This is a genomic window from Qipengyuania sphaerica, assembly GCF_019711595.1.
GTDB lineage: Bacteria > Pseudomonadota > Alphaproteobacteria > Sphingomonadales > Sphingomonadaceae > Qipengyuania > Qipengyuania sphaerica.
The window spans coordinates 35,851-49,340 of the sequence record NZ_JAIGNR010000001.1 but is presented as its reverse complement, the minus strand read 5'-3'; the positions used below and the strand labels follow the sequence as shown (position 1 = coordinate 49,340).

Sequence of the window (13,490 nt, the reverse complement as noted above, 5' to 3'; positions counted from 1 at the left end):
GCCAGCAGCCCAGTCGAGCAAGACACTGCGTTCCTCCTAGCGCAGGTGCCGCTCCCCCGGAGGCGATATGGCAGCGAGTAGAGACGCGGCCGCCGACACCTCCTCTCCCCCTCCCCCTAGTGTCCGCGCCGCGTCTCGAACGCCCGCTGCGGGCACAACCAGAAACTCGTCCGCGCCGCGTCTCGAACGCTCACTGCGGACTTGGGGTCATTCCGGAAGGCCGCGCCGCTCCGCTTCTTCGCGCAACTCGGTCTTGAGCAATTTGCCGATATGGCTGCGCGGCATTTCTTCGATTACATGCAACAGAGACAGGCGCTGGGTCTTGCCGAGCCGCGCGTTCACTGCCGCGAGAATGTCTTTGGCTGGCCGCGAAACCTCTCCCAATCGCACGAATCCCACCGGCGTCTCACCCCATTTGCGCGAAGGCACGCCGATGACGGCGGCTTCGAGCACGTCCTCTTCTTCCAGCAGAGCATTCTCCAGGTCGACGGGGTAGATATTGAACCCGCCCGAAATGATCATGTCGTTGGCGCGGCCGACAAGCTCGAGGAAACCCGCTTCATCGACGCGGCCGATATCGCCCATGCGCTGCCACACCTCGCCCGTCGCCGGATCGGTCCAGTAGCCTTCGCGCGTTTGCTCGGGCCGATTCTTGTAGCCGCTCATCATCGTATGGCTGCGGCCGACGAGATTGCCCGGTGTGCCCGCCGGAACCTCGCGGTCCTCATCGTCGAGAACCTTGAGTTCGCTTCCCGGAGCGGGACGTCCGACGGTGTGGAGCTTGTCGGGAAACCTGTGCGCTTCGAGCAGGCAGACGACGCCGCCTTCGGTCATCGAATAGATCTCGATCAGCGCGCCCGGCATGCGGGCCAGTACCTCGCGCTTGAGCTCGGCGGAGAAGGGAGCCGAGGTGCAATATTTGAGCGTGAGCGCCGACAGGTCGAACTCGTCGAAGCGAGGCTCGTCCATCAGCCGCTGGTACTGGACCGGCACCAGCATGGTGATGGCGGTGCGATCGGCCTGCGCATAATCCAGCCATTTCAGGCATTCGAACTTGCCCATCACGCGCACCGTGCCGCCGGCCAGTAGAGCGGGCAGGAAGGCAACCATCGTCGTGTTCGAATAGAGCGGCGTTGAGGCGAGGCTTCGAACTTCAAGACCTGCTTCGAGCCAGCTCGCCGCCGTCGCCGCAAATTGCCGCCAGCGCATCTGGTGCGAATGGACGATGCCCTTGGGCGTACCCGTCGTGCCTGAGGAATAAATGATGTTGAAGGGGTCGGAAGGCTGGTGGTCGAAGCGCGGGGCCTGCGTGCCTTCCGGCGCCATCCACTCGTCCAGTTCCTCGTCGAGGACGATCTTCGCGAGGCCCGGGAAACAGTCCTCGCCGAGTTCGTCGAGCCTGGCGCGATCGATGAAGATGTGCCGCGCGCCCGAATCATTCGCCATGCCGGCAAGCTGTTCCGCGCTGGCGCTGGTGGTAAGCGGTGCAGCCACTCCCCCTGCGCGCACGGCGGCGAGGAAGACCAGCGCATAAGCAACGCTGGAATAGCCGAGGATAGCAACCGACTGGCCACGCTCCAGCCCGTCCTCGAGGAGGCGCGCTGCAATGCGCTCTACCCGGTCGCCCAGCTGCGCCCAGGTCATTTCGCTCGTCTCGTCCCTTATTGCGGGATGCTCTTCGAGCCTTGCGGCATTGGCCGCAATAATCTCGGAGATGTTGCCGAATGGCTCGGCAAGCATGGCTGCGGTCTCGGTCTCTCCCATCGCACGAATATGACCCAGGTTCACACAGGTGCAAGCTTCGATGCCCTAGCCGCCCGGAAACTTCGATATCGGGAGGTTCGATGCGTTTTCACATAGTTGCAGGGCTCGCGGCGTTTACACTTTCATTTGCGGGGCCTGCCAGCGCAGGGGAGGAGCGGGTAATCGATGTCGACTCGCGCGTATTGGCCGTGACCGTCGATGACGAGGAAATCCCGTTTGAGATCGCCCCCGATGCACCCAACAGCCCTGTTCTCGCAGCCGAGACCGCACGACGCCTTGGACTGAAGGGGAGCCTCTTCAAGGGCGTACACCTCGTCGGCCGCACGAAGCTTACGGCGCGCTCGAACCGGGTGAAAATCGACTTCGGAGACGGCGAGCGCCGGACCCGCCGGGCGTTCTTCTTCGAGAGCGACTGGCATGAGCTTGGCGGGGCCATGATCAACCCCGCCTCACTTTCCGAAAGCGTTGTCACCTATCGCCTGCGCGATGCTGCTTCGGGCGAACGGGTGATCACGCTCCCGCTCCTCGAGAACGATATCGCCGGGTTTCATACCGAACTGGTCTTGGGCGAGGAAAGAGTGCCGACCTTCTTCAGCTTCGCCCGCCCCGAAACAATGGCGACCGCCGCTGCCGGCGCCCTCCTCGCATCGGGTTACGATGGCCAGATGACAGGCGAGGCACGCCCCCTCGAAATCGAGTTCGGCATTGCACGACCAGTGCGCACAATGAAATTCTCCGGCTCGCCGGCACTGGGCGAGCTGCGGCTCGCCAATATCGTCGTCCGGTCGCAGGATACCGGCTCTACCGATGCCATACCGGACGACGAGCGCGATCCGAACGAAATCGTCGTTGTCGGCGGCAAGGCCAAGCCGATCAGGCGGCTGTGGGTGGGCACCGACAGTCTGGCAGCCTGCTCAAGCCTGACCTTCGACAGGGAGGCGCAGGAAATACGCCTGTCCTGCGCGATTTAGCATTCGATCACGTTCACGGCGAGCCCGCCCTGGCTCGTTTCCTTGTACTTGCTGCTCATGTCGAGCCCGGTCTGGCGCATGGTTTCGATCACCTGGTCGAGGCTGACGGTGCTTTCCGCACCTGTCCGGTGAAGCGCGAGACGCGCAGCGTTGACCGCCTTCACCGCGCCGATGGCATTGCGCTCGATGCAAGGGACCTGCACCAGCCCGCCGACCGGATCGCATGTCAGGCCAAGATTGTGCTCCATCCCGATTTCGGCAGCGCTTGCGACCTGCACGGGAGTCGCGCCCCATAGTGCCGCGAGCCCGCCTGCGGCCATCGAGCAGGCCACCCCGACCTCGCCCTGGCAGCCCATTTCCGCGCCCGAAATGCTGGCGCGCTGCTTGTAGAGGAGGCCGATCGCGCCCGCCGTCAAAAGGAAGGTGCGGCGGCTCTCGGTGCAGGGCTGCTCCTGGTTGGTGACGCAGTAGAAGCGAATCACCGCCGGGATGATCCCGGCCGCACCATTGGTGGGCGCAGTGACCACGCGGCCACCGGCGGCATTCTCCTCGTTCACTGCCATAGCGTAGCAGTTAAGCCAGTCGAACAGCTGCTCGCGCTCGTTCGATTGCGGGTTCGCGGAGAGCTTGTCCCACATGTCGGGCGCGCGGCGCTGGACCTTGAGCCCGCCCGGCAGGATGCCGCGCTGCGAAAGTCCGCGCTCGATGCACTGATCCATCGCCCTCGCGACACGGTCGATGCCCTCGAGCGTTTTATCGCGGGGGCGGAAAGCGTCCTCATTGGCGAGCACCAGCTCGGCGATCGACTTGCCGGTCGCTTCGCAGCTGGCGAGAAGTTCCTCCGCCGAGCGGAAGTCGAACGGGGCGAGCGTGCCGGTATTGATCCGGTCGTCCTTGGGCTTGCGCTTCAATTGCGCCTCGGAAGCCACGAAGCCGCCGCCGGTCGAATAATAGGTCCGCTCCGCCAGCTTGCCACCATCGGTATCGAAAGCGAAGAGCGTCATGCCATTGGGGTGGAGGTCCGGGATGATATATCCGGCCAAGTCGATATCCGCGGCTGGATCGAAAGCGATTTCGTGCTTGCCACCAATCGGAAGGCGCTTTTCTTCGCGCACCCGGGCCAGCGCAGCTGCCGCCTCGTCCGGACAGGTTGTGTCGGGCGCAAAGCCCATCAGGCCGAGGATAGTGGCATCGACGGTGCCGTGACCGATGCCGGTCAGCGCCAGAGATCCCTGCAATTGGACGGCCACCCGCGAGGTGCGCTCGAGCTTGCCGGCCTTGTCCAGTGCCCGCACGAAGCTCCGCGCGATGCGCATCGGGCCGACCGTATGCGAGGAGGAAGGACCGATCCCGATCCGGAAAATGTCGAGCACCGAAAGCATGGCGGCTGGATGCGCCTTTTGTGCCATGGAATCAACCGGTTTCAGATGTAACTTCCGGGGGTCGGACCTGTGGGTAAAATCCGCCCGAATCCTTTGGTTTTTACCCTCCCCGAGCCTATATACTCGGCATGGACGAGAACACCCCAGAACAGGGCGCAGAAGCGCCCAAGAAGAACGGTTACGGCGCGGATTCGATCAAGGTCTTGAAGGGCCTCGATGCGGTCAGGAAACGCCCTGGCATGTATATCGGCGATACCGACGACGGGTCGGGCCTGCACCACATGGTATTCGAAGTGTCGGACAACGCCATCGACGAAGCGCTGGCAGGGCACTGCGACCTCGTGCTGATCGAGCTGAATGCCGATGGTTCGGTAAGCGTCGAGGACAACGGTCGCGGCATTCCGGTGGACATGCACAAGGAAGAAGGCGTCTCGGCGGCCGAGGTCATCATGACCCAGCTCCACGCGGGCGGTAAGTTCGAGAACACGTCCGACGACAATGCCTACAAGGTGTCGGGGGGCTTGCACGGTGTGGGCGTCTCGGTCGTCAACGCGCTGTCCGAATGGCTCGAACTCACCATCTGGCGCGACGGCAAGGAACACTGGATGCGCTTCGAGCATGGCGATGCGGTGGAAAGCCTGCGCATCGTCGGCGATGCGCCGCCGGTCGCGTCCAACGGCGACGAGGACGGGCTGAAGAAGGGCACGCGCGTCACCTTCATGGCGAGCCACGATACCTTCAAGAACGTCACCGAATTCGACTTCGAGAAGCTCGAGCATCGCTACCGCGAACTTGCCTTCCTCAATTCGGGCGTGCGCATCCTCATCCGCGACAATCGCCACGAGGACGCGAAAGAGCACGACCTGTTCTACGAAGGCGGCATCGCGGCCTTCGTGAAATATCTCGACCGCAACAAGCAGGCGCTCGTCGCGGAACCCATTTCGGTCAGTGCGGAGAAGGAAGGGATCGGCATCGACGTCGCGCTCGAATGGAACGATTCCTACTACGAGAACGTGCTCTGCTTCACCAACAACATCCCGCAGCGCGACGGCGGCACACACCTCGCCGCCTTCCGCGCCGCACTGACGCGCACGCTCAACAATTATGCCACCTCGTCGGGCCTGATGAAGAAGGAGAAGGTCTCGCTTTCGGGCGAAGACATGCGCGAAGGCCTCACCGCCATCGTTTCGGTCAAATTGCCTGATCCCAAGTTCTCTTCGCAGACCAAGGACAAGCTGGTTTCGTCCGAGGTCCGTCAGCCGCTGGAAAGCCTGATGGGCGAGAAGATGACCGAATGGCTCGAAGAAAATCCCAACGATGCCAAGCAGATCATCCAGAAGGTAATCGACGCCGCCGCCGCCCGCGAAGCCGCACGCCGCGCCCGCGAAATGAGCCGCAAGGGCGCGATGAGCATTGCCTCGCTGCCGGGCAAGCTCAGCGACTGCCGTGAACGCGATGCCTCCAAGGCCGAACTGTTCCTGGTCGAGGGCGATTCGGCAGGCGGCTCCGCCAAAAACGGGCGCGACAGTCAGTACCAGGCGATCCTTCCCCTGAAGGGCAAGATCCTTAACGTCGAGCGCGCGCGTTTCGACCGGATCATTTCCTCGAAGGAAGTCGGCACGCTGATCCAGGCGATGGGCACGGGCCTGCGCGATGAGTTCGACCTCGAGAAGCTGCGTTACCACAAGGTCGTGATCATGACCGACGCCGACGTCGACGGCGCGCATATCCGCACGCTGCTGCTGACCTTCTTCCACCGCCAAATGCCCGAAATCGTGAAGGCCGGGCACCTCTATATCGCACAGCCGCCGCTGTATAAGGTCGTGCGTGGCAAGTCCGAGGTCTATCTCAAGGACCAGGCCGCGTTCGATCGTTACCTGATCGAAGCGGGTCTGAGTGGTCGCATCCTCGAGACCGCTGGCGGTGCGCGCGCATCGGGCGAACTGGAGGCGCTGGTCCAGCACGCGCTCTCGGTCCGCAATCACATGAATTACGTGCCCCGCAAGTATAACGCCGAGATCGTCGAGGCGATGGCGCTTGCGGGCGCGCTCGACCCTGCCGGTGGCGACCGTTCGGCGGCCCACAACAAGGCTGCCGCCCAGCTGCAGATGGGCGATCCGGAAGCGCAATGGTCCGCCAAAATGGGCGAAGACGGCCATGTCCGCTTCCACCGCGTCTGGCGCGGAGTCACCGATGTTCACGAAATCGAAGGCCGCTTCCTCGAGAGCGCCGAGGCACGCAAGCTTCACCGCGTCACGCAGGAGAATGCCGAGGTCTATGCTTCGCCGGTGCGTCTCATCCGCGGCAGCGAGGAAGAGCCCGAGGTCGAGAGCGACGATGTCGAGGAGACCGAGGAAGCTGCGGCAATCGTGGGCGACGATGCGCTGATCCTTCCGAGCCAGCTGGTCGATGCAGTGATGGCAGCGGGCCGCAAGGGCCTCAAGGTCAGCCGCTTCAAGGGCCTCGGCGAAATGGACGCAGAGCAGTTGTGGGAGACCACGCTCGACCCTGAAAACCGCGCGCTGCTGCAGGTGAAGGTCGAGGATGCCGACGTGACCGACGAGATCTTCACCCGCCTGATGGGCGATGTCGTCGAACCGCGCCGCGAGTTCATTCAGGAGAACGCGCTGAACGTCGCCAACCTCGACGTCTGATCACGCACGTCTTAGTGGAACCAATTAGAGTGAATTTGAAAGCAATTACGCATGTTTTGGACCCATATACACCGCAGGCGGCAAGAGCCGTTGTCGGCTGCATGAGCATCAGCGACTGATTTGACGAAACTCTAGCGGCAGCTTTGCGCCCTCATTTCGGAAGTTCGAACTCTTCTCAAGAATGCCTAAAAGCGGACCGGCAGCTTTGCTCCGATAATTGGCGCCGCCATTGTCCGATACTGGTTGATGTTGTGATATTCAGCTTTCCGGCTTTAGGTCGGAGATAAGCGACATTCGCTGAGATCTGAGTTGGGGTGAGATCGTGACGACCCTGCAAATTATTGGACCGCAAGCCGTCGCCCATCCATCAGCTGTCGCCCTCCGCCTCAAGGACAGCAGCCATCGGGGTGGTTCTCGGCAGGCTTTGGAAGTTCTGTTGCAATTCTCCTGGAACGGCCGCGCGCATTGCCAATCGCCAGATACCGAACGCGCCGCCCCATGCGGCGAGAGCTCCGATGATTATGAAGATTCCGGTAGGGCCGAACGCGCCCATTCCGGCCGAACCGACAAGCGGGCCGGCCACTGCTCCTGCCGAATAGACAAGGACGAGACCACCGCTGGCGGATATCCGCTCCTCTTCGGTAAGGTGGTCGTTCGAATGCGCCACACACAAGGGGTAAAGGGCGAAAGCAAAGCCGCCGAACAGACTGCCCAGTGCAATCGTTCCGGTGGGCCCCAGCGGAAGCAGGGCGATGGCCGCGCACACTGCTGCAGCGGCCACGAAGCACAGGATGACTATCAGGCGCCGGTCGAAGCGATCGGAAAGCAGGCCAAGTGGATATTGCAAGGCGACCCCGCCTGCGATGACGCATGAGGTGAAGAGTGCGACTTGCGACAGGCCCATGCCGATCCGCTGTATGTAGACCGCGCCCAATGCATAGAAGGCGCCCAGCATCGCCCCCGTCATCAGCGTGCCGACAATGCCTAGGGGCGATGCCTTGTATAGCCGACGCAAGGAAAAAGGCGCGACAGCTTCGATACGGGGCTGTTCCATGCGCGTAAGCAGGACGGGCAAGAGGGCGATCGACAGCAGGATAGCCGACACCATGAACGGAAGGTCGGGTGCATTGTCGCCAAGGTTGAGCAGGAATTGCCCAGCCGCTTGCCCGCAATAGAGCGCGATCATGTAGAAGGCGAGCACTGCGCTACGGTTTTGCGGGCTCGCCTGCTGGTTCAGCCAGCTTTCGAGGCAAACAAAAACGCCGGCCATTGCAAATCCGTCGATGAAGCGGAGCGCCGTCCACACGCCGGGGTGATCGATGATCGCGTAGGTCAGGCTGCTCGCCGAATAGACAGTCACGAAAGCAGCAAAGGCACGAATATGGCCGATGCGGGTAATGACCTTCTCTACCCGAAGCGATCCCAGCATCAGCCCGGCAAAGTAGCTGGTCGCGACAAGCCCGATGATCCCCGCCGAAGCTCCGGCAATCTCAAGCCTGATTGCGATCAGCGTCGAAAGAAATCCGCTCCCCATCATGAGGATGAAGATCGCGACGAGAAGTGCGCGAACGGGATAAGCGGACGACATCATCATAGCGCCCGTATTCTCGCCCGGCGATCGCTTCAAGCCCAACGCACGGTTCGACATCGAGACGGCGGACCGTTAGGCCGACGTAATGGACCAGATAGGCTTCGATGATTTTCTCAAGGTGGACATCCGCAGCGGCACCGTGATCGCCGCGGATCCCTTTCCAGAGGCCCGGAAGCCGGCGATAAAGCTTCGCGTAGATTTCGGCGCCGAGATCGGGGTGAAAAAGAGCTCTGCACAGATCACCGATCTCTATGCGCCGGCGGATCTGGTCGGGCGCAAGGTCATGGCCGTGGTGAATTTCCCTACCCGCCAGATCGGACCCTTCATGTCGGAAGTTCTCGTGCTCGGATTCCCTGACGCCAAGGGCAGGATCGTGCTCGCTTCGCCGGGTGATGCACCCGATGGCGCCCGATTGGCCTAAAGCGCCAGGGGGCCGAGCGCATCCTTTAGTGGTCCGAGCCAGGGCTCATAGGGCTTCCAGGCATCCTGCCCGCTGCGATTGATCGGTTGGCGTACCTGCTCGCTGCTGGCGGTGCGTACTGCTCGCTTCGACTTGTGGAAGTCGAGACAGGCTTCTTCGAACGGGAGGTTGCAGTATTCCAGGATTCGGCGCGTCTGACCTTCCAGATCGTCGAGTACGTCCTCGTGGTGCACACGCAGGATCTTGCCTGGGAGCACATTGTCCCAGTGTTCCATCAGGGCGACGTAGTCGGAGTAGTAGCGACCGACCTCGCTTAGCCCGTAGGTGAATTCCTGCCCTTCGGCGAACAGCTGTTTGAAACCGGAGAAACAGCAATCCATTGCTGCGCGGCGGGCGTCGATGATCTTCGCGTTCGGCAGGATAAGGTGGATCAGGCCGATGTGACGGAAGTTGTTCGGCATCTTGTCGATAAAGAAGGGTGCGCCCTGCCGATGGACGCGGGTTTCCTCGATGAATTGCTCACCGCATTGCGCAAGCTGCTCGAGCGTCAGGTCGTGAAGCACATCCGGATAGTTCGACTGGCCCGCCCTGCGACCGCGCAGTTTGTGGGCAAGGGCGAGGATATTGGGCAGTTCCATCGTTCCGTCGACCTGGCTGTGGCTCGCCAAAATTTGCTCCAACAACGTCGAGCCGGCGCGCGGAAGTCCGAGGATGAAAATTGGGTCGGTCGCCGCATGCCCCGCACCCGAGTGGGAATCGAAGAGCTCCTTCGTGCAGACCTCGGCCTGCCGTGAAAGCTCCTCGCTCATCGCATCGGCACTGTAGCGGGTCTGGGCGCGTTTGAGCGCATTGCCCTCGTCGTAAAAATGGAAGGATTCTTCGTATTCCCCGCGATCTTCATAAGCCTTGCCGAGGGCAAAGGAGAGGTGGGCCCGGTCCATGAAGCCCAGTTCGGGTCTCTCCACCTGCGCCCGCATTGCTGCGATCTCTTCGTCGGGAAAGCTGTAGGTCTTCAGGTTTGCAAGTGCATAATAGGCGTCGCCATGGTCGGGCTTTGCGGCAAAGGCGGCGCGATAGCTGGCGACCGCCTCTTCCTGCTTGCCAGTCGTCTTGAGTGCATGGCCGCGGCTGGTGAGCGTGGCGGCATCTCCCGGCAGTTTTTCGAGCACCGCGTCGAACAGTTCGAAAGCGCGGTCGAAGTCGCCTGTCTGCATGCTCTCGATCGCGAGATGCGATTGGAACAGCGGGTTTCCCGGATCGCGGGCGTACAAGCCCTCTGCCTCATCGCGTGCTTTCTCGAATTTTTGGCGCCGGCGAAGCGCATCGATATAGTCGAGACGCACCTGCACATTGTCCGGCTCGAATGCTGCCGCGCTGTCGAGCAGGAACTCGGCATCGTCGAGTATGCCCAGCTTGATGCCGATCTGCGCGAGCAGGCGCATGCCTTCCACATTCCTCGGATTGGCGCGCAGGAAATGGCGACAGATCTCCTCTGCCCGCAGCAAGCGCCCTTCGTGAAGGTGGTGTGTAACTGCCACCAGCTCGCGTGGTAGCGCGGCGATACGCTCGGCCTGTGCCTTGGCGGCGGCGGCCTCTGCCATGCGGCTAGCCCCTTGAAGTTCATCTGCCAAGGCACGCCAGCTCGCATCGAGTGCCGGGTTGAGGCGCGTCGCCAGCGAATAGGCAGCGATCGCATCATCCCTGCGGCCCTGTGCGCGGGCAAGGTGCCCGGCCTCCTGCCAGGCGCGGCCGTATTCGGGCATTGCATGATGCAGTGCCTGCAAATGGCTCTGCGCGCGATCGAACTGCTTGAGATAACGTGCAGCGACGGCCGCCATATAACGCGCCTCGGCGTCGTCCGGCGCATTGGCCAGCATCTCGTCCGCGAGCTCTGCACCGCGTGCGAAGTCGCCCGCCTGAAGCGCCTGCTGCGCTGCCTTTGATGTATTCTCACGCGCGGTCATGCGTGTGCCCTTAACAAGCGAAAGCGGCGGAAGCGATGCTCAACCCCGCTCCCGCCGCCAGTTCTTCGATCAGCTTCGCCGATCAGTAATCGAAGCCGACACGCAGCCCCACGGTGAGCGGGCGGTTGGTGGTGATCCGTGCGCGATCGTTGACGAAATTGCCGGAGATCTGGGCTCGCTCATCGAACAAATTATCGGCGTAGAGTTCCACGCTCCACTGGTCGCTCTGCACGCCTGCGGACAGGTTGGCGATCGTGTAGCTGTCGAGTTCGAGCTTGTTGATCTCGATCACATCGGTGAACTTCGATGCCGAGTACGAAACCTGTGGCTGGATGAAGGCCATCCAGTCGCTCGAAAGGTCCCATTCGTAGCGGAGACGTAAGTTGCCCTGGAAGCTCGGCGCGAAAGCCAGGTCTTCACCCACGACCACGTCCTGTGTCGGGATCAGCACCTCGGTGATTTCCGTGTCGAGGATCGAGAAAGCGCCTGCAACAGTCAGCCCTGGCACCGAGTAGGGTGCATAAGTGAAGTCGCCTTCGATGCCCATGATCTCCGCATTCGCAGCGTTCGCCGAGAAGAACAGGTTGGTGATCGAGGGGTCGAAGATGGTGGTCTGCAGATTGGTGATATCGACGTAGAAGGCGCTGCCGTTGAAACGCACCTGCCCATCGGCAAGGTCGAGCTTCCAGCCCAGCTCGTAGTTCGCCACCTCGTCGGTATCGAGCTCGTAGGGAACCGTGAAGCCGGCGCCATTCGTAGCGCCGCCGGGACGGTTGAGGAGTCCCGGCCGATAGCCTTCCGAATAGGTGCCATAAAACAGCAGGTCCGGCGTCGGCGTGTAGGTTAGCGTGCCCTTGAAGATCACGCCTTCCGCCTTCGCCACGTCTGGGGCCCCGACCGGGCCGTTGCCACCGAACTGGAACGAGATATTCGTACCCGCCCGCTGCTGGTCAACACGCTGGTCGGCCGGAACGCCGGTGTTTGCGCCGAAGACCGGTGAGTTGAGATTGAAGAACGAGCTGTTCGCACTGCCCGCAAGATCGACCTCGACGTTGTAGTAACGCGCACCGCCGGTAATCGTCAGGATATCCGGCACGATGTCGAAGCTCGCCTCGCCGAAGATGCCGATCTGCTCGTCGGTCCGGAGGATGTCATTGCGGAAAATGGTTTCGGGAGCGAACGGGCCCGGGTCGCTGAAATATCCTGCTGCGGCCGAATTGATCTCACCCGGAGGCGCAGTGATGTCGGTCAGCGGATAATTGGGCAAGAAGCCCGTGGTCACACCGTCCGAACCGCGCACCTGCACATTCGAAAAGTAGTTGAAGTTGTTGAGCTCTTTCAGCTCGAGATCGCTGTAGAACGCACCACCGGTGAAGCGGAAGCGCCAGTCGTCGGGCGTGCTGAAGCGCAGCTCCTGCGTGAACACTGTCGTATCCGTAGTCGAGTCCACGGCGAGGTTTGGTGCGTAGCAGGTCGGATCGGCCGGAGCGTTGGTGACATAGCCGGGGTACACGACTGCCGTGTCGCAGATGTAGTAGGGTAGATACTGCCCCACGTAGAGGTAATCGGTGTAGTCTACGTTCTGCTGCGTGCGGCGATCGGTATAGGCACCGGTATACACGATATCGAGCATCGCGAGACGACCTTCGACCGTCCAGGATGTGTTCGAAAATTCGTCGTTCAGGCGGTCTTCTTCGTAGCGCTGGATCTGCAGATCATCGAGACCGTCGAGTTCCGGATCGGCGAAGAAGACCCCGTCGCTTTCCACTTCCTGCTGCGTGTGCGCGACAGTGATGGTCCAATCGGGCGTGATTTCCCAAAGCGCCGTGCCGCGGAAGCCGAGGTAGCTGGTGTCGTTGAAGTCTTCCTCGACCAGCGCAGCATTGTCGGCGGCGATGAAGGTGACACCGCTGAGGTCGGCGTTCTGCTGGAAACCGGCGCGAAGGGCGCTGACCGGAACGCCATTGGCGCGGACTGTGCCTTCTGGACGGAAACGGGCGCTCTCGCTGGCATCGACCGTGCCTGCGACATTGTCGATATAGCCGCCCTGGTGCTCGTAATAGACGACCCCGCGCAGGGCGAAGGTGTCGCTCACGGGCGCGTTGATCATGAACTCGCCCTTGTAGCTCGCTTCGCCGCCATCGGTGAAGGAAAGGCCTGCATCGACACTGGCGTCGAATCCGGACAGGTCGGGCTTGTTGGTAATCAGGCGAACCACACCGGCCTGCGAGCTGGCACCGAACAGCGTGCCCTGCGGACCGGAGAGGACTTCGATACGCTCCAGGTCGGCAGCGTATACGTCGAGGTTACGGCCGGGCTGCGCCAGCGGCTGCTCGTCGAGATAGAGCGATACGTTGGGTGCGAGGCCGGCCACACCGGCCGTCGTCAAGTTCGGCGTGGTCGAGGCAAGGCCGCGAATGTAGATCGTACTCTGGCCCGGTCCACTACCGCCAGCGGTGACCGTGGGCAGCTGTTCGAGGTAGTCCTCAAACGTGTCGATGCCGAGCTCTTCGAGCTGCTCTTCACCGATGGCCGCCACCGAAACGGGCACGTCCTGCAAGTCCTCGCTGCGCTTCTGCGCGGTCACGACGATGGTTTGAACCCCGCCCTGGCGCTGTTGCTGCGCGGGCGCGTCGGTCTGTGCGGTGGTGTCCTGCGCGACGGCAGGTGCAGCGATGGCAATGGCGAGCGCGCTTACGGACGCGCCGCTTACGAATGTCTTCATTTTGGAAGGTTCCCCCAA

Annotated in this window: 8 protein-coding genes; 3 read left to right on the top strand and 5 right to left on the bottom strand. The window is 62.1% G+C overall.

Annotated features, from left to right (window positions below):
- Positions 1–207: 207 nt before the first annotated feature.
- Positions 208–1,764, bottom strand: a complete 1,557-nt coding sequence (locus tag K3178_RS00200) for a class I adenylate-forming enzyme family protein (RefSeq protein WP_221569392.1) — start codon at positions 1,762–1,764, stop codon at positions 208–210.
- A gap of 80 nt (positions 1,765–1,844) precedes the next feature.
- On the opposite strand from K3178_RS00200, the gene K3178_RS00195 reads away from it, so the two are divergent.
- Entirely contained in the window at positions 1,845–2,735 is an 891-nt protein-coding gene (locus K3178_RS00195; RefSeq protein ID WP_221569391.1) for a hypothetical protein, read from the top strand.
- On the opposite strand, the gene K3178_RS00190 is transcribed toward K3178_RS00195, so the two are convergent.
- Positions 2,732–4,117: an L-serine ammonia-lyase gene (locus tag K3178_RS00190; RefSeq protein WP_221570720.1), complete on the bottom strand. Its 1,386-nt coding sequence runs from the start codon at positions 4,115–4,117 to the stop codon at positions 2,732–2,734. The two genes, K3178_RS00195 and K3178_RS00190, sit on opposite strands and share 4 nt — an antisense overlap.
- Positions 4,118–4,245: 128 nt before the next feature.
- Here K3178_RS00190 and gyrB point away from each other — a divergent pair, with 128 nt between their 5' ends.
- On the top strand, positions 4,246–6,771 hold the full coding sequence (gyrB, locus tag K3178_RS00185; RefSeq protein ID WP_221569390.1) for a DNA topoisomerase (ATP-hydrolyzing) subunit B: 2,526 nt from the start codon (positions 4,246–4,248) through the stop codon (positions 6,769–6,771).
- 367 nt (positions 6,772–7,138) lie between these two features.
- On the opposite strand, the gene K3178_RS00180 is transcribed toward gyrB, so the two are convergent.
- Positions 7,139–8,362 carry an MFS transporter gene (locus K3178_RS00180; RefSeq protein WP_221569389.1) on the bottom strand — a complete coding sequence of 408 codons (1,224 nt, stop codon included), beginning with the start codon at positions 8,360–8,362 and terminating at the stop codon, positions 7,139–7,141.
- 85 nt (positions 8,363–8,447) lie between these two features.
- Here K3178_RS00180 and K3178_RS00175 point away from each other — a divergent pair, with 85 nt between their 5' ends.
- The gene (locus tag K3178_RS00175; protein WP_221569388.1) at positions 8,448–8,783 is read left to right on the top strand and encodes a tRNA-binding protein; all 336 of its coding nucleotides are present in this window, start codon (positions 8,448–8,450) and stop codon (positions 8,781–8,783) included.
- On the opposite strand, the gene K3178_RS00170 is transcribed toward K3178_RS00175, so the two are convergent.
- Both K3178_RS00170 and K3178_RS00165 read right to left on the bottom strand, forming a co-directional pair.
- The gene (locus tag K3178_RS00170) at positions 8,780–10,747 is read right to left on the bottom strand and encodes a tetratricopeptide repeat-containing sulfotransferase family protein (RefSeq protein ID WP_221569387.1); all 1,968 of its coding nucleotides are present in this window, start codon (positions 10,745–10,747) and stop codon (positions 8,780–8,782) included. The genes K3178_RS00175 and K3178_RS00170 overlap by 4 nt on opposite strands.
- A gap of 82 nt (positions 10,748–10,829) precedes the next feature.
- A complete protein-coding gene (locus tag K3178_RS00165; protein WP_221569386.1) occupies positions 10,830–13,472 on the bottom strand; it encodes a TonB-dependent receptor in 2,643 nt (880 codons plus the stop codon).
- Positions 13,473–13,490 lie beyond the last annotated feature (18 nt).